The following is a 15525-nucleotide window of genomic DNA, read 5'->3' as shown; positions in this document are numbered from 1 at the left end:
CGGGCAGCTGACGGTTCCCACCAAGTTTGGGTAAAACACAAGCCCCCTGCCGCTTGAGAGCAGGGGGCTTGTGAAGCGCCCCTATGAGGGGTGCGGGGCTGTGTCAGACCAGCCACAAACCGAACTTACCGAGACTGCTGAGCCGGAACCCCACGAGAGATCGGCTCGTCCTGCTCCGGCGTTCCCGCGGCAGCGACCGCCGCACCGGTGAGCGTCGCCAGCATCTCGCGAACGTTCGTCAGCTGAGCGTTGATCGAGTCGCGGCGGTTCGTGAGAGCCGCAAGCTCGCGCTCGGATTCCGACCGGATCCGGTCCGCCTTGGCGTTCGCGTCGGCCACGATGTCCTCGGCCTGTCGCTGAGCCGTCTCGACCGTCTGACGGGCCCGGCGCTCCGCGTCCGTGCGCAGCTTCTCCGCCTCCAGGCGCAGCTGCTCCGCGCGGTGCTCGATCTCCGCGAGGCGCTTCTCGGCCTTGGCCTGGCGCGAGGCCAGGTCGCGCTCGGACTGCTCGCGGCGCTTGGCGAGGTTCGTCTCGAAGTCCGCGGCGGCCTGTGCGGCCTTGGCGCGGGTCTCCTCGAAGAGGGCGTCCGCCTCCTCGCGCTTGGACGCCGCGTCCTTCTGGGCCTCGGCACGCAGTTGCGAGGCGTCGCTCTTGGCCTTCTCGACGATCCGGACGCCCTCGTCCTCTGCCTTGGCCTTGCGGTCGGCAGAGAACGCCTCGGCGTCGTTGCGCACCTGTTGGGCGGCGGACTCGGCGAGCTCGCGGTGCTGCTCGGCCGCGCGACGGGCCTCCTCGCGCAGATCCTTCGCCTCCTCCTCGGCGAGGCGGAGGATCTTCTCGACGCGCGCGCCGAGACCCGCGTACGACGGCTCGGCGTCGTTCACCTGGGCCTGGGCGTTCTGCGTCTCGAGGTGGAGTTCCTCGATGCGCTTTTCCAGGGCGGTGATGCGGGCCAGAGCGCTGTCACGGTCGGAGACGAGCTTCGAGATGCGTTCGTCCACCTGAGCGCGGTCGTATCCACGCCGCACAAGCTCGAAGCCGTAGGGGGAAGTGTCGCTCATGGGGTTCCTGTCGAATGAGACCGGTGAGGTGATAGGTGGAATCCTAGGGGTCAAGGCGGCGCGTCATCGAGCAGAAGTCAGACTTGGTATGGAGAATGACGCCCTTTTTGTTGGCTAACGGTGCGGAGCGCTGCCAGGACACGGTGTCACAGGCGCTGTGTGAGTGCGAAACCGGGGCTTTTGGCTAGCTTTCAGAGGACTTGCCACCCGAACGGGTCGCACCGGCCGCTGCGCCCGCCTTGACGCCCGAGTCCTTGCCGCTCGCCGGGGCCTCGAAGGACTCCAACGCCTCAAGGACGTCCTGGACACGGGAGATCTCCGCGTTGATGTCCTCGCGGCGGCGGACCAGCACCTCGAGCTCGCGCTTGCCCTCCTCCACCATGCGCTTCGCATCGCGCTCGGCGTCGGAGCGGATCTGCTCCGCCTCGGCGATGAGCGCGGACTTCTTCTGCTCGGCCTCCTTGAGAAGCCCCTCGGCCTTGCGTACGGCGGCGATACGGACCTTCCCCGCCTCGGAGTTGGCCTCCGAGACCATGTCCTTGGCCTTCGCCTCCGCCTCCTTCAGCTGGTCCTCGGCGGCCTGCACCAGCGCGTCGCACCGCTCGCCGGCCGACCGCATCGCCTCAGCGGACTCACGGCGGGCCCGCTCGTGCAGCTCCTCGATCTCGCCGGTGATCCGGTCGCGCAGGTCCTCCGCGCGCTCCCGGATCGCGGTGGCATCCCGGCGCGCGCCGACCAGCAGCTCGTCCGCGTCCGTACGAGCACGCTCCACATACGAATTGCCCTCGACGGTCGCCTCGGAGACCAGCCGCTCCGCTTCGTTGCGCGCCGCACCCACCATCGTGTCGGCCTGCGTCTCGGCGTCCGCCGTCGTCTTCTGCGCGGACCGCCGGGCCTCCGACGTCAGCTTCTCCGCCTCGGCCGTCGACTCCCGGATGAGCTTGTCGACCTGCTCGGCCGCCTCGGAACGCCGCTTGTTGGCCTCCTTGCGGGCCTCGTCCAGCGTGCGGTCGGCCTCCTCGCGCGCCTGAGCCCTGACCCGCTCGGCCTCCGCCTCCGTCTCGGCCTTGAGCCGCTGGGCCTCGGAGCGCACCCGCTCGGCGTGCTGCTGCGCGGAGCCGACCGTCTCGGAGGCCTCGGCGCGCAGCCGCTCGGCGTCGCTCGTCGCGTCCGAGATCAGCTTCTCGGCCTTCGCCACGGACTCGGCGCGAAGGCGCTCCGCCTCCGTGTTCGTCTCCGAACTGAGCCGCTCCGCCTCGGAGCGCGCTTCGCTGATGAGGTTGTCCGCCTGCGTCGCCGCGTCCGAGCGCAGCCGGTTCGCGTCCTCCCGGGCCTCCGTGCGGAGCCGGTCCGACTCTTCGATCGCCTCCGAAACCGTGCGCTCCGCGAGGGACTTGGCGGCCTGCGCCTCCTCCCGAGCTTCTCGCTTGAGGCGGTTGCCGTCCTCGGCGGCCCGCTCCCGCTCCGCGTAGGCGTCGGCGCGGACTCGGTCCGCCTCTTCCTGCGCCTCCGTGCGCGTACGCTCCGCCGCGTGCTCGGCGGCGCTGCGCAGGCCCGCGATCTCGTCCTGCGCCTGCTCGTGCAGCCCGGCCACGGAGTCCCGTACCTGCTGCGCGGTCTGCTCGGCGGCCGACACCATCTCCGTGGCGCGCCGGTCGGCCTCCTCGACCAGCCGCATGGCCTCGGCCTGGGCCTCCTCCACGCGGTTGCGCGCCGAGGCCAGCAGCTCCTCGCTCTGCTCGCGGGCCCGCTCCCGCTCCTGGTCGGCCTCCTCGCGCGCGGTCCCCAGGATCTGCTCGGCCTCGCGGCGGCGCCGGGTGGCCTCCTCCTGAGCGACGGCCAGCGTCTCGGCACCCTCGGCAGCCAGTCGCTCGGCGGCGGCCTGCGCCTCCGCCCGGACCCGGTTCGCCGAGTCCTGGGCCTCCGACTTCATCCGCTCGGCCTCGGCGGAGGCCTCCGAACGCAGTCGTACGGCGATGGCCTCGCCCTCGGCCCGCGAGGCGGAGGCATCGGAGGCGGCCTCATTGCGCAGCCGCTCGGCCTCCGCCTCGGCCTGCGCCTGGATCGCACGAAGCCGCTCGGCGGACTCCGCGCGCAGCCGGTCCGACTCCTCGACGGCCTCGCGGCGGATCCGCTCCGCCTCCGCACGGGCGTCGGTCAGGGCCTCCTCGGCGGCGGCCAGGCGCGCCTCGGCATCCGCACGCAGCCGGGTCAGCTCCTCGGCGGCCTCGGCCTGCCGGGCGGTGATGGCGCGCTCGGTCTCCTCGCGCAGCTCCAGCGCGGCCCGCTCGGCCTCCTCCTTGATGGTCTCGGACAGCTCGACGGCCTCCGCGCGATTGCGCTCGGCCTCGTCGCGGGTGCGTTGCAGGGTTTCCTCGGCCTGGCGGCGCAGCGTTGTGGCGCGCTCGATGGCCTCCGTACGCAGCCGCTGGCTCTCCGTCGTCGCGTTCGAGCGCAGCTCGTCGGCGTCGGCCCTCGCCTTGGCGAGCAGTTCCTCGGCGGTCTTGGCCGCCTCCTCGATCTGCTGGACGGCCTCACGCCGGGCCTCGGCGCGGATCCGCTCGCCCTCGCCGACCGCGTCGGCACGCAGGCTCTCGGCCTCGCCGCGCAGCCGGCGCGCCTCCTCCTGCAGCTCGACCGTCTTGGCGCGGTACTCCTTGGTGTCGTCCTTCGCCGCGCCCTTGAGCTCCTCGGCGATGTCGTGCGCCTCGGCCCGCAGCCGGTCCGCCTCGGCCTCCGCCTCGCGGCGGATCCGCTCGGCCTCCTCGGTCGCCGCCTTGGTCGTCTGCTTGGCGTCCTCCGACGCCTTGTTCAGGACGTCCTCGGCAGTACGGGCGGCCGAGGACAGCTGCGAGGCGGTCTCCTCCGCGGTCGCGCTACGGGCCGTCTCGGCGGCCTCCGCGAGGATCTTCTCCGCCTCCAGGCGGGCGTCGGCGACGACCTGCTCGGCGTCCGCCTTGGTGGTCTCCGCCTCCTTGGTGGCCTCGCTGACCAGCCGGGCGACCTGCTCCTTCGCCGTACGCGTGCGCTGCTCGTTGGCGGACTCGGCACTGGACAGGGCCTTGGCCGCGGCCTCCTTCGCCTCCGCGAGTACCTTGTCGGCCTCGGCCTGAGCCTCGCGCAGCTTGGACTCGGCCTCCGCCATGCGCTGCTCGGCGGCCCGGCTCAGCTCGGTGGCCTGACGGCGGGCCGACTCCGACTCGTTCGTCGTGGAGCTGCGCAGCTGCTCGGCGTGGTCGGTGGCCTCCTGCGCCTGCGTGGACGCGGCGTTCAGCAGCCGCTCGGCGTCCGTACGGGCCCGGCGCAGCAGCGCCTCGGCCTCCGCACGGGCGGCCTCGGCGTCGGCTTCCAGGCGCTGCCGGGCCTCCGAGGAGATACGTTCGGCCTCGGCGCGGGCGGTGGCCAGGGCCTGTTCGGCCTCGGCACGGGACTCGTCCAGGAGCCGGCGGGCCTGCTGCTCACTGCGGGCGCGCAGCTGCTCGGCCCAGGCGACGTTGTCGTTGACGTGTGACTCGACGGTCTGCCGGCGCTCGGCCAGTTCCTGGTCGAGTTTCTGCCGCCGGGCCACCGCCTCGGCGTGCAACTCGGACTGGAGGCGGGCGGCCTGCTCGGCGTGCTCCTGGAGGATCCGCTGCGTCTGCGCGCGGGCCTGGCTCAGCTCCCGCTCCGCGTCCATGCGCAGCTGGTCGGCCTGGATCTGCGCGTTACGCAGCATCTGCTCGGCCTGGTAGCCGATGTCGGCGCTGTCGAAGGCAGGACGGGACGCGAGATTGCGGCGCGCCTCGTGCAACTTGGCGCGCAGCACCTCGACTTGGTAGCCGAGGTCCTCGGCGTGCTGGACGGCCTTCTCCCGCTCGGTCTTCAGCCGTTCCATCTCGGCCTCGAACCGAGAGAGGTGGTCGACGTCAGCCGCCGGCTCTCGCTCCTGGCGTTCGTAGCCCCGCACTGCGCGGTCCCATCCGTCCCCTGGTCGCAAGTCTCTCCAAACGAGCTCCGTCCATCCGCCGAACGGGGCCCCCGGGGAATGGTGTCAGATCAACGGCGGAGCATGGGCTGCTGCCCCGACGCTCGTCCCCCGAAACCCGGACCCCGGCCCGCGGCCGCCCTCACGGAGCGACGACCGCAACCACCCTACCGGGCCCGATCGACCCAGGTGCCTGGCCAACCGGCTTTTCCGGCCGGGGGTCCGGGGTCCGAGGCACAGCGGCCGACGGAAAGTCCCCAGACCATGCAGTACGGACTTCAGTGCCCGGTCGACTCAACGGCCGCCTCACCAGTGGACTCGGCGGACGCGGAAGTCACCAGTTCCGTCAGTACGCCGTGGCAGTCCTTGGGGTGCAGGAAGGTGATGCGCGACCCCATCGACCCCCTGCGCGGCTCCTCATAGAGCACGCGTACGCCCTTGTCCTTGATGTCGGCCGCCTCCGCGTCGACGTCCGCCGTGCCGAAGGCGATGTGATGCACGCCCTCGCCGTTCTTGGCCAGCCATTTCGCGACGGTGGAGTCCTCACGGGTCGGCTCCAGGAGCTGGAGATAGGAAGCGCCGCCGTCGGAAGTCTCGTTGATCTTGAGCATGGCCTCGCGTACGCCCTGCTCTTCGTTGACCTCGGAGTGGAAGACCTCGAAGCCGTACGTGGCACGGTAGAACTCGACGGTCTTGTCCAGGTCGAAACAGGCGATCCCGATGTGGTCGATTCGCGTCAGCATGGTGTTAGTGCAGCGCGCCCCACGCGGTTACGCAACGTGCGCGCGATCACACGGTCTCCCGGATGACGGGGGGCCTACCGCTCAGTACATTTTAGTAAACCCTCGTTCACTCCTCAGCTGTGCAAGCTGGAAGGGGATCGCTCCTCATGTCTGGAACGAACAGCACCACCTCCGTGATCGTCGCGGGAGCCCGCACCCCGATGGGACGGCTGCTCGGCTCCCTGAAGTCGTTCTCGGGAGCCGACCTCGGTGGATTCGCGATCAAGGCCGCCCTGGACCGTGCGGGGATCAGTGGCGACCAGGTGCAGTACGTGATCATGGGCCAGGTTCTGCAGGCCGGGGCGGGGCAGATCCCGGCGCGGCAGGCCGCGGTCAAGGCGGGCATTCCGATGAGTGTCCCGGCGCTCACCGTCAACAAGGTCTGTCTCTCGGGCCTGGACGCCATCGCGCTCGCGGACCAGCTGATCCGGGCCGGTGAGTTCGACGTGATCGTGGCCGGCGGCCAGGAGTCCATGACGAACGCGCCGCATCTGCTGCCGAAGTCCCGCGAGGGCTTCAAGTACGGCGCGATCGAGATGCTCGACGCGATGGCGTACGACGGTCTGACGGACGCCTTCGAGAACATCGCCATGGGCGAGTCGACCGAAAAGCACAACACCCGCCTGGGCATCGCCCGTCCGGAGCAGGACGAGATCGCCGCCCTCTCGCACCAGCGGGCCGCCGCCGCGCAGAAGAACGGCGTCTTCGACGCCGAGATCACCCCCGTCGAGATTCCGCAGCGCAAGGGCGACCCCGTCGTCTTCAGCAAGGACGAGGGCATCCGCGGCGAGACGACCGCCGAGTCGCTGGGCAAGCTGCGCCCGGCGTTCACCAAGGACGGGACGATCACGGCCGGTTCGGCCTCGCAGATCTCCGACGGCGCGGCAGCCGTCGTCGTCATGAGCAAGGCCAAGGCGCAGGAGCTGGGCCTCGAGTGGCTCGCGGAGATCGGCGCCCACGGGAATGTGGCCGGCCCCGACAACTCCCTCCAGTCCCAGCCCTCGAACGCCATCCAGCACGCCCTCAAGAAGGATGGCCTGGACGTCTCGGACCTCGACCTCATCGAGATCAACGAAGCCTTCGCGGCCGTGGCGGTCCAGTCAATGAAGGACCTCGGGGTGTCCACGGAAAAGGTGAATGTCAACGGCGGCGCGATCGCCCTCGGCCACCCGATCGGCATGTCCGGCGCCCGTCTCGTACTCCACCTCGCTCTGGAACTGAAGCGGCGGGGCGGCGGCGTGGGCGCGGCGGCGCTCTGTGGCGGTGGCGGTCAGGGTGACGCGCTGATCGTGCGGGTACCCAAGGACTGAGTCGTCTTCTTGGCTCCTGCGGGAACAAACTGACGCAAGAACAGATCAGATCGGAGCTGTGATGCAGGACGTCCCCACACTGGTGGCCCAGGCCAGGGAAGGCCGGCCGCGGGCCGTGGCCAGGCTGATCTCCCTGGTGGAGGGGGCGTCCGAGCAGCTCCGCGAGGTCATGGCGGCCCTGGCGCCGCTGGCCGGGAACGCGTATGTCGTCGGGCTCACGGGGTCGCCGGGCGTGGGCAAGTCCACGTCCACGTCCGCGCTCGTGACCGCGTACCGGCGGCAGGGCAAGCGGGTCGGCGTCCTCGCCGTCGACCCGTCCTCCCCCTTCTCCGGCGGCGCGCTGCTCGGCGACCGCGTACGGATGTCGGAGCACGCCTCCGACTCCGGCGTCTACATTCGCTCCATGGCCACCCGCGGCCACCTCGGCGGGCTCGCCTGGGCGGCGCCCCAGGCGATCCGGGTACTGGACGCGGCGGGCTGCGACGTGATCCTGGTCGAGACGGTGGGCGTGGGCCAGTCGGAGGTCGAGATCGCCTCCGAGGCCGATACGTCGGTGGTGCTCCTGGCCCCCGGGATGGGCGACGGAATCCAGGCGGCGAAGGCCGGGATCCTGGAGATCGGTGACGTATACGTCGTGAACAAGGCCGATCGCGACGGCGCGGACGCCACGGCACGCGAACTGAACCACATGCTCGGCCTCGGCGAATCCCGCGCCCCCGGCGACTGGCGCCCTCCGATCGTCAAGACGGTCGCCGCGCGGGGGGAGGGCATCGATGAAGTCGTCGAGGCCCTGGAAAAGCACCGCGCCTGGATGGAGGAGCACGGCGTCCTCGCCGAACGCCGCCTCGCCCGTGCGGCACACGAGGTCGAGACGATCGCGGTCACGGCACTCCGGGAGCGGATCGGGGATCTGCACGGCGACCGCCGCCTGGGCGCTCTCGCTGAGCGGATCGTGGCCGGGCAGCTCGACCCGTACCGGGCGGCGGACGAGCTGGTGGCGGGGATCACGGAGGGCTGAGGGGCAGGGGCAGGGTTTTCGCCCCGGCTGCTCCTACCCGGGGTGGCGGCCACGAGTCGCAGCCTTCCGCACCGCGTGCGAGCCTGAGTTCCTGATGGTGATCAACTCGGCCGGGGGGACCGGAAGGAGCTGCGCCACGTGATCCCTGCCCCCGTGTCGCCTGTCCGTCTCGAAGCGACGCTCGATCCCCGGCTGTCCAGATGGCTGTGGCTGGTGAAGTGGCTCCTCGCCATCCCGCACTACATCGTGCTGTGCTTCCTGTGGATGGCGTTCCTGCTGGTGACCATCGTCGCGTTCTTCGCCATCCTGTTCACCGCCCGGTACCCGCGATCCCTCTTCGACTTCAACGTCGGCGTACTGCGCTGGAACTGGCGTGTGACCTATTACGCCCACACGGCCCTCGGTACCGACCGGTACCCGCCGTTCACTCTCGCGGACGTACCCGACTATCCGGCGCATTTCGACGTCGTCTACCCCGAGAGGCTCTCCCGGGGTCTGGTCCTGGTGAAGTGGTGGCTGCTGGCGATCCCGCAGTACATCGTCGTCGGGCTCTTCACCGGGGGCTGGGGCTGGCGGGGCGGTGGCCTGATGCCGTTCCTCTCCCTGGTCGCGGTGGTCATCCTTGCGTTCACCGCTCGCTACCCGGGGCACCTCTTCGACTTCCTGCTCGGCCTGGCCCGCTGGGTTGCCCGCGTGACGGCCTATGCCGCGTTGATGACCGACGAATACCCGCCGTTCCGGCTCGACATGGGCGGGCAGTATCCGGCGGCGGCCAAGATCCCGGTGGCCGGCTCGGGGAAGTGACCTCTTTGGCGCGGATCTGTCCGTGGGCCGGACAAGAGTCCCTCAGGCGGACAGGTGCCGCTCCACGGTCTCCACCTTCGACGTCAGGCCGTCCGTCACGCCAGGGCGAATGTCCGCCTTGAGGACGAGGGAGACGCGCGGTGCGCGTTCCTCGACCACGGCGACGGCGCGCTTGACGACGTCCATCACTTCGTCCCACTCGCCCTCGACGGACGTGAACATCGCGTCGGTGCGGTTCGGCAACCCCGACTCACGCACGACCCGTACGGCGTCGGCGACGTACTCCCCAACGTCGTCGCCGACGCCCAGCGGCGTCACGGAAAAGGCGACGATCATGCGTTGACGATCCCTTCCTGGCGGGCGCGCGACGCGATGACCGCGTTCTCGGCCTCGCGCCTGAGCTTGCGCTCGGCGAAGAAGCCGCCGGCCGGGAGGACGGAGAGGACGAAGTACACGGCCGCCGTCTTCACGGACCACTTCGTACGGTTCCATGCGTCGGCCCAGAACAGCACGTAGAGGATGAAGAGGACACCGTGGACCGCGCCCATCACGGGCACCGCGTTGAAGTCCGTGGTCCGCTTCAGCACCGAGCAGACGAGCAGGAGCAGGAACGAGATCGCCTCGGGGGCGGAGACCAGACGGAGGCGGCGGAGGGCGGAGGCGGTCTTGATGTCCACGAGTCACCTTCGATGGCAGAGGTGGGGTCAGAGGGGCAAACGCTTTGTGAACGTACGCACAAGCGGCCCCCATTGTGGCATCCGACGCTGACGCTGACCGGCGTGGGGTGCCGAACCGCGTTCAGGTTTTCGACCACGGGACCCGCACACGTCCCCCAGCGGTGCGATCAGGGTGCGCTCAGGGTCGGATCATCCCGCAGGATCTGTCACCGGCCGCGCCCGGCGGCTACCTTCACACCGTGGCGATGTTCCGACTCCAGGGCAGCAAGGTGCTGGCCGTCGACATGACCGGCGACGCCGTCAAGGCGAAGAACGGCTCGATGGTGGCGTACGACGGGCAGATGGACTTCAAGAAGCTGAGCGGCGGTGGGGAGGGGATACGGGGGATGGTGACCCGGCGCCTCACCGGCGAGCAGATGACGCTGATGGAGGTGAAGGGGCACGGGACCTGCTGGTTCGCCGACCGGGCCAGCGAGATCAACCTCGTCGGCCTCCAGGGCGACAAGCTCTTCGTCGAGTCGAGCAATCTGCTCGCGACGGACTCCGGGCTGCGCACGGGCACGAGCTTCACGGGGATGCGCGGCGCCTCGCAGGGCAACGGACTGTTCACGACGACCATCGAGGGCCACGGCCAGGCCGCGATCATGTCCGACGGGCCGGCGGTGGTGCTCCGGGTCAGCTCGCAGTACCCGCTCACCGTCGACCCGGGGGCGTACATCGCGCACCAGGGCAATCTGCGGCAGTCGTTCCAGTCGGGTGTGACGTTCCGCACTTTCATGGGCGAGGGCGGCGGCGAGGCCTTCCAGATCCGCTTCGAGGGCGACGGGCTCGTGTACGTACAGCCCAGCGAGCGCAACACGATCGGAGGGGAGGTCTGATGCCCTTCCGTGAGGTCAACTCGAAGATGATCGAGGCCACGGTCGCGCCGGGGCAGCGGCTGTTCAGCCAGCGCGGCGCGATGCTGGCGTACAAGGGCGAGGTCTCCTTCACCCCGAACATGCAGGGCGGCCAGGGCGGGGTCATGTCGATGATCGGTCGTCGGGTGGCGAACGAGGCGACGCCGCTGATGACCGTGGAGGGCTCCGGAACGGTCCTGTTCGGGCACGGCGGTCACCACATCGAGGTGATCAACCTCACAGGGGACACCTTGTACGTGGAGGCGGACCGGCTGCTGGCCTTCGACGGGACGCTGGAGCAGGGCACGATGTTCATGGGCTCGCAGGGCGGGGTCATGGGCATGGTGCGCGGGCAGGTCACCGGTCAGGGGCTGTTCACGACGACCCTGAAGGGCCACGGCGCGGTGGCCGTCATGGCGCACGGCGGGATCATCGAGGTGCCGATCACTCCGCAGCGCCCCGTCCACGTCGACCCGCAGGCGTACGTGGCGCATCACGGCGACGTACGCAACAAGCTGTCGACCGCGCTCGGCTGGCGCGACATGGTGGGCCGCGGCTCGGGCGAGGCGTTCCAGCTGGAGCTGAGCGGCAACGGCGCGGTGTTCGTCCAGGCCTCGGAGGAGAAGCTGTGACCGCCTACCCGGGGACGGGCCCCGTGATCCACGACCCGATGACGCTGCCGTCCGACGACAACATCAACAACTACACCTTCTGCGTGGAGCTCAAGGGGAGCGAGTGGTTCCTGCAGAAGGGCAAGATGATCGCCTACTACGGCTCGATGGAGTTCAACGGCATCGGGCACGGCCGCCTCGACCGTCTGGTGCGTACGTCGTTCCATTCGCCGTTGCACGCCAGCGACTGGGTGGTGGCCTCCGGCTCGGGCAAGATGCTGCTCGCCGACCGGGCCTTCGACGTGAATTCGTACGATCTGGACGAGGGCAACCTGACCATTCGCTCAGGCAACCTCCTAGCTTTTCAGCCAACTCTCGCGCTCAAGCAGTCGATCGTGCCGGGCTTTCTGACGCTCATCGGGACGGGCAAGTTCGTGGCCGCCTCGAACGGTCCGGTGGTGTTCATGGAGCCGCCGATCCGGGTCGATCCACAGGCCCTGGTCGGCTGGGCCGACTGCCCCTCGCCGTGTCATCACTACGACCACGGGTACATGACGGGCCTGATGGGCGGTCTGCGTGCGCTTACGGGCGTGGGCGGGGCCTCCGGAGAGGAGCATCAGTTCGAGTTCGTGGGCGCCGGCACGGTGTTGTTGCAGTCCAGCGAGACGTTGATGGCCGAGCAGGCCATGGGCGTGACTCCGAACGAGCCGGGCGTGCCCGGTGGCGGCGGGGCGCCCGGTGGGCAGCCGTCCGGATCACCGCGCCTTCCCGGACAGCTGGGGGACCTTCAGCGTCGCTTCGGGCTGTGAGCGGTAGTCTGCGGAGTGTGACATCGAACGCGTGCGCACCGTCACAACGACAAAAACCCTCACAAGTTCGCCATTCAACATCTTAGGTAGAATCCATTCATGGAGACCGAGACGGCCACGCCCTGGCTGACCGATGCGGAGCAGTGCGCCTGGCGCACCCACTTGGAGGTCAACCGACTGTTGACGTACCAGCTCGAAAGGGACCTCCAGCCGTTCGGCCTGACAATGAACGACTACGAGATCCTGGTGAACCTCTCGGAGTCGGAGGGCCTGCGGATGCGGATGAGCGATCTCGCGTCCGCCACCCTCCAGTCCAAGAGCCGCCTCTCGCACCAGATCACGCGTATGGAGAACGCGGACCTGGTGCGGCGGGAGAACTGCGAGTCCGACCGCCGTGGGCTGTACGCCGTGCTCACGGACCACGGCATGGACACGATGAAGAAGGTCGCGCCTCATCATGTGGCGTCTGTGCGGCGGCACTTCATCGACCTCATCCCGGCCGAGGAACTGGAAGCGCTCCACAAGTCCCTGACGCCGATCGCGGGGCATCTGCGGGGGCAGCGGGGGCGACCATGACGCCCGAGCGCTAGCTGGTCGTCAGGCGGAGTTCGAACTGGGCTCCGCCTGTCGGCGCCTCGTGGACGGTGAGTGATCCGCCGTGCCGTACGGCGACGTCGCGGGCGATGGCGAGGCCGAGACCGGCTCCGCCGTCGTCACGGGCGCGGGCCTCGTCGAGGCGTACGAAGCGTTCGAAGACCCGCTCGCGTTCGGTGGCGGGTACGCCCTTGCCGTCGTCGGCGACCGCCAGCACCGCCTGCCCGCCCTCGCGCCGCACGGTCACCGTGACCGACGAGCGCGTGTGCCGCTGGGCGTTGTCCAGCAGGTTGCCCAGGACCCGCGCCAACTGTCCGCGGGAACCGGCCACTTGAACGGGCTCGGCGTCGACGGTCACGGCGATACGGTCACCGTTCCGCTGGGACGCCTCGTCGCGGACGAACGCCGCCAGGTCGAACCGTGCGTCCGTGGGCCGCTCTCCGGCGTCCAGCCGGGCGAGCAGCAACAGGTCGGCGGCCAGCCGTTGCAGTCGTACGGTGTCCTCGACCGCCCCCTCCACATCGAGCAACTCCGGGTGCGCGACGCCCACTTCGAGCTGGGTGCGCAGGGACGCGATGGGACTGCGCAGCTCGTGCGAGGCGTCCGCGACGAACCTCCGCTGCCGCTCCACGGAGGTCTCCAGCGCGGCGAGCGTCTCATTGGTCGTACGCGCGAGGCGTGCGACCTCGTCGTGCGTGTCCGGTACGGGGACGCGCCTCGAGAGGTCCTCGGAGTGGGTGATGGCGTCCATCTCGCCGCGGATGCCCTCGACCGGACGCAGGGCCCGCCGGGTGACGAGATAGGTCACGCCGCTCACGGTCAGCAGCAGTATCGGCAGCCCGATCAGCATGGTCGTCAACGCCGTGTCGACGGCGCTCTCTTCGGTGTGCAGGGGGGCTCCCGCGTACACGGTGTACGTGACGCCCTTGGGAGTGGTCGCCTCGACCGCGACGAACCGGTAGTCCTCGGTGCGTCCGTCCACGGTGGCGCTGCCCGACCCTTTCGAGACGCCCTCGGAGATCTCCCCGACCGCGGGATCGTGAACGTCCTCGTCCTGATCGTCGTCCCCGTCCTCGCCCGCGCCGGAACCGCCAGTGCCCGAACCGCCCTGCGGACGTACGGCCTCGACTCCCGTACCGGTGACCTGCTCCAGGTCCTCGCTGACCGCGACCAGCCGGCCACCCTTCTCAACGATCTGCACCGGCCGGTCGTCGTCCGCGTCCGGCGTCTCCACCTTCGCGTACGGGATGTCTGCGGCGAGTTCCGAGGCGACCTGCCGGGCCGCGCCGTCCGCCTGCGCGTCGGTCTGGTCGATGAGGTTGGAGCGCAGGGACAGCAGTACGGCCGCTCCCGCCGCGACCAGTGCGACGGCGACCACGAGAGTCGCCGCGAGCGTGGCCCGAGCCCGTACGGACCCAAGGACGCGCCTCATCTCGCCTCCAGGCGGTAACCGGCGCCGCGTACGGTCCGGATCAGCGTGGCGCCGAGCTTGCGGCGCAGGGTGCTGATGTACACCTCGACGATGTTGGGGTCGCCCTCGTAGGCGAAGTCCCAGACGTGCTCAAGGATCTCCGCCTTGGAGACGACTTCGCCGGCCCGCACCACGAGCTGCTCGAGGACCGCGAACTCCTTCGCCGTCAGGGCGATCTCTTCCTCCTCGCCCCGGAGAACGCGCCGCGCGGCGGTATCGATCCTGAACTCACCGATCACATGCACGGGCGACGCGCCCGCGGATCCGCGCCGACGGAGCAGCGCCTTCACGCGGGCCACCAGGACGACGTACGAGAACGGCTTGGTGAGATAGTCGTCGGCTCCCGTGTCGAGGCCCTCCGCCTCGTCGTACTCGCCGTCCTTGGCGGTGAGCATGAGTATGGGCACGTCGTGACCGGCGGCGCGCAGGGCGGCGCACACCCGGTACCCGTTCATGCCGGGCAGCATGATGTCGAGGATGACGAGGTCGTACGAGCCCTCGCCGGCCTGGTGCAGGCCCTCCCGGCCGTCATGGACGACGTCCACGGCGAAGCCCTCGGCCGTCAGGCCCTTGGCGAGGGACAGGGCCAGTCGCTTTTCGTCTTCCACGATCAACAGGCGCATGGGGTCCAGCTTCGCAGGGCGAACCTGAAGTGGTCTTCAGGGTGCTTCAGCTTCGCTTCAGCGTGCTTCCGTCAGATTGGTTCACGTCGAAACACGGCGTAACAGACCAACTCGGGAGGAACCCTCATGAAGCGCAACATCGTCATCGCCGGCATCGCTGCCGCGGCCCTCGTCGGAGGCGGTACGGCGACGGCTCTCGCGGTCACGAGCGACGACGGGTCGGGGACGACGCAGCCGTCGAGCGTGCGGCCGGCCGGCGACAACCGTGACGATGACGCCGACGACAAGGACGACGCCAACGACAAGGACCACGCCAACGACAAGGACGACGCCCGCGACGACGCCCGTGACAACGGCGGCAGCCGGATCGGAGACGACGCCGCACAGGGCACGTCCGGCAAGGTCACGGCGGCCGAGGCCATCGGGGCCGCCCTCCGCAACACGCCGGGCACCGCGGTCTCCGCCGGGCTGGACGACGAGGACGACGGCGGCCCCGTGGTCTGGGACGTCGACGTCCTTACCAAGGGCAGCACTTGGCACAGCATCCAGATAGACCCGGCCACCGGCAAGGTCCTCGGCTCGCACGTCGAGCACGAGGACGGCGACGACACCGCCCAGGTCCGGGCGGCGCTGAAGGTTGCGTCCGTCTCGGCCGAGGAGGCCGCGAAGGCCGCTGCGGCGGAGGGCACGGTCACGTCGGTCGACCTGGACGAGGACGGCAAGTCCAAGGCCTGGGACGCCGAGACGCGCGCCTCGGGCGGTGCGGAGCGCGAGTGGAACGTCGACCTGAAGACGGCCCAGGTCACGGCGGACAAGTCCGCCGACCAGGACTCCGCCGACGATGACGCGGACGACGACGGCTCGGACGGCTGAGTCAGCTGACTCCACTGACTCGGCGTCTGACG

At 69.8% G+C, this 15525-nt stretch carries 15 protein-coding genes; 8 read left to right on the top strand and 7 right to left on the bottom strand.

The features are described from left to right. Positions 1-125: 125 nt before the first annotated feature. The 3 genes from ACFYO0_RS39290 to mce form a co-directional block, all read right to left on the bottom strand. On the bottom strand, positions 126-1061 hold the full coding sequence (locus ACFYO0_RS39290) for a cellulose-binding protein (protein ID WP_165340636.1): 936 nt from the start codon (positions 1059-1061) through the stop codon (positions 126-128). A gap of 184 nt (positions 1062-1245) precedes the next feature. Next, entirely contained in the window at positions 1246-5007 is a 3762-nt protein-coding gene (gene scy, locus ACFYO0_RS39285; protein WP_388686105.1) for a polarized growth protein Scy, read from the bottom strand. A 296-nt stretch (positions 5008-5303) separates the two neighbouring features. Continuing rightward, positions 5304-5768 carry a methylmalonyl-CoA epimerase gene (gene mce, locus ACFYO0_RS39280; RefSeq protein ID WP_386354074.1) on the bottom strand — a complete coding sequence of 155 codons (465 nt, stop codon included), beginning with the start codon at positions 5766-5768 and terminating at the stop codon, positions 5304-5306. Positions 5769-5914: 146 nt separating this feature from the next. Between mce and ACFYO0_RS39275 the strand changes: the two genes are divergently transcribed. From ACFYO0_RS39275 to ACFYO0_RS39265, 3 genes are all read left to right on the top strand, one after another. Then, positions 5915-7117: an acetyl-CoA C-acetyltransferase gene (locus ACFYO0_RS39275; RefSeq protein ID WP_388686102.1), complete on the top strand. Its 1203-nt coding sequence runs from the start codon at positions 5915-5917 to the stop codon at positions 7115-7117. A gap of 61 nt (positions 7118-7178) precedes the next feature. Next, the gene (meaB, locus tag ACFYO0_RS39270; protein WP_388686099.1) at positions 7179-8135 is read left to right on the top strand and encodes a methylmalonyl Co-A mutase-associated GTPase MeaB; all 957 of its coding nucleotides are present in this window, start codon (positions 7179-7181) and stop codon (positions 8133-8135) included. A gap of 138 nt (positions 8136-8273) precedes the next feature. Beyond that, positions 8274-8939, top strand: coding sequence for a DUF4389 domain-containing protein (locus ACFYO0_RS39265; RefSeq protein WP_388686097.1), 666 nt, complete (start codon positions 8274-8276; stop codon positions 8937-8939). A gap of 42 nt (positions 8940-8981) precedes the next feature. Here ACFYO0_RS39265 and ACFYO0_RS39260 read toward each other — a convergent pair whose 3' ends face one another. Together ACFYO0_RS39260 and ACFYO0_RS39255 are read right to left on the bottom strand one after the other, a co-directional pair. Next, complete coding sequence (locus ACFYO0_RS39260) at positions 8982-9275, bottom strand: MTH1187 family thiamine-binding protein (protein WP_165340631.1); 294 nt, start codon at positions 9273-9275, stop codon at positions 8982-8984. After that, positions 9272-9616: a DUF3817 domain-containing protein gene (locus tag ACFYO0_RS39255; protein ID WP_388686094.1), complete on the bottom strand. Its 345-nt coding sequence runs from the start codon at positions 9614-9616 to the stop codon at positions 9272-9274. The genes ACFYO0_RS39260 and ACFYO0_RS39255 overlap by 4 nt, the downstream gene beginning before the upstream one ends. 245 nt (positions 9617-9861) lie before the next feature. On the opposite strand from ACFYO0_RS39255, the gene ACFYO0_RS39250 reads away from it, so the two are divergent. The 4 genes from ACFYO0_RS39250 (at position 9862) to ACFYO0_RS39235 (ending at position 12508) form a co-directional block, all read left to right on the top strand. Further along, positions 9862-10494 (top strand): AIM24 family protein, encoded by a 633-nt coding sequence (locus ACFYO0_RS39250; RefSeq protein WP_386354102.1) that lies wholly within the window; start codon positions 9862-9864, stop codon positions 10492-10494. Then, entirely contained in the window at positions 10494-11144 is a 651-nt protein-coding gene (locus ACFYO0_RS39245) for an AIM24 family protein (protein ID WP_386354086.1), read from the top strand. Before ACFYO0_RS39250 ends, ACFYO0_RS39245 begins: the two co-directional genes overlap by 1 nt. Then, on the top strand, positions 11141-11932 hold the full coding sequence (locus ACFYO0_RS39240) for an AIM24 family protein (RefSeq protein ID WP_388686092.1): 792 nt from the start codon (positions 11141-11143) through the stop codon (positions 11930-11932). The genes ACFYO0_RS39245 and ACFYO0_RS39240 overlap by 4 nt, the downstream gene beginning before the upstream one ends. A 99-nt stretch (positions 11933-12031) precedes the next feature. Then, on the top strand, positions 12032-12508 hold the full coding sequence (locus ACFYO0_RS39235) for a MarR family winged helix-turn-helix transcriptional regulator (RefSeq protein ID WP_388686089.1): 477 nt from the start codon (positions 12032-12034) through the stop codon (positions 12506-12508). A 10-nt stretch (positions 12509-12518) separates the two neighbouring features. Here the strand turns inward: ACFYO0_RS39235 and ACFYO0_RS39230 are convergent, their stop codons facing one another. Then, positions 12519-13958, bottom strand: coding sequence for a sensor histidine kinase (locus ACFYO0_RS39230; RefSeq protein ID WP_388686087.1), 1440 nt, complete (start codon positions 13956-13958; stop codon positions 12519-12521). Further along, on the bottom strand, positions 13955-14620 hold the full coding sequence (locus ACFYO0_RS39225; RefSeq protein ID WP_388686084.1) for a response regulator transcription factor: 666 nt from the start codon (positions 14618-14620) through the stop codon (positions 13955-13957). Before ACFYO0_RS39225 ends, ACFYO0_RS39230 begins: the two co-directional genes overlap by 4 nt. Positions 14621-14746: 126 nt before the next feature. On the opposite strand from ACFYO0_RS39225, the gene ACFYO0_RS39220 reads away from it, so the two are divergent. Then, positions 14747-15493 carry a PepSY domain-containing protein gene (locus tag ACFYO0_RS39220; protein ID WP_388686082.1) on the top strand — a complete coding sequence of 249 codons (747 nt, stop codon included), beginning with the start codon at positions 14747-14749 and terminating at the stop codon, positions 15491-15493. Positions 15494-15525 lie beyond the last annotated feature (32 nt).

This window comes from Streptomyces sp. NPDC006365 (assembly GCF_042870755.1).
GTDB classification, from domain to species: domain Bacteria; phylum Actinomycetota; class Actinomycetes; order Streptomycetales; family Streptomycetaceae; genus Streptomyces; species Streptomyces xiangluensis.
This window is presented reverse-complemented; position numbering and strand designations above follow the sequence as displayed.

Excerpts from the sequence above, each read along its gene's own strand:
- ACFYO0_RS39260 (WP_165340631.1), bottom strand. The coding sequence starts at position 9,275 with ATGATCGTCGCCTTTTCCGTGACGCCGCTGGGCGTCGGCGACGACGTT.
- ACFYO0_RS39245 (WP_386354086.1), top strand. The coding sequence starts at position 10,494 with ATGCCCTTCCGTGAGGTCAACTCGAAGATGATCGAGGCCACGGTCGCG.
- meaB (WP_388686099.1), top strand. The coding sequence starts at position 7,179 with ATGCAGGACGTCCCCACACTGGTGGCCCAGGCCAGGGAAGGCCGGCCG.
- ACFYO0_RS39235 (WP_388686089.1), top strand. The coding sequence starts at position 12,032 with ATGGAGACCGAGACGGCCACGCCCTGGCTGACCGATGCGGAGCAGTGC.
- ACFYO0_RS39230 (WP_388686087.1), bottom strand. The coding sequence starts at position 13,958 with ATGAGGCGCGTCCTTGGGTCCGTACGGGCTCGGGCCACGCTCGCGGCG.
- ACFYO0_RS39290 (WP_165340636.1), bottom strand. The coding sequence starts at position 1,061 with ATGAGCGACACTTCCCCCTACGGCTTCGAGCTTGTGCGGCGTGGATAC.
- mce (WP_386354074.1), bottom strand. The coding sequence starts at position 5,768 with ATGCTGACGCGAATCGACCACATCGGGATCGCCTGTTTCGACCTGGAC.
- ACFYO0_RS39275 (WP_388686102.1), top strand. The coding sequence starts at position 5,915 with ATGTCTGGAACGAACAGCACCACCTCCGTGATCGTCGCGGGAGCCCGC.
- ACFYO0_RS39220 (WP_388686082.1), top strand. The coding sequence starts at position 14,747 with ATGAAGCGCAACATCGTCATCGCCGGCATCGCTGCCGCGGCCCTCGTC.
- ACFYO0_RS39225 (WP_388686084.1), bottom strand. The coding sequence starts at position 14,620 with ATGCGCCTGTTGATCGTGGAAGACGAAAAGCGACTGGCCCTGTCCCTC.
- ACFYO0_RS39250 (WP_386354102.1), top strand. The coding sequence starts at position 9,862 with ATGTTCCGACTCCAGGGCAGCAAGGTGCTGGCCGTCGACATGACCGGC.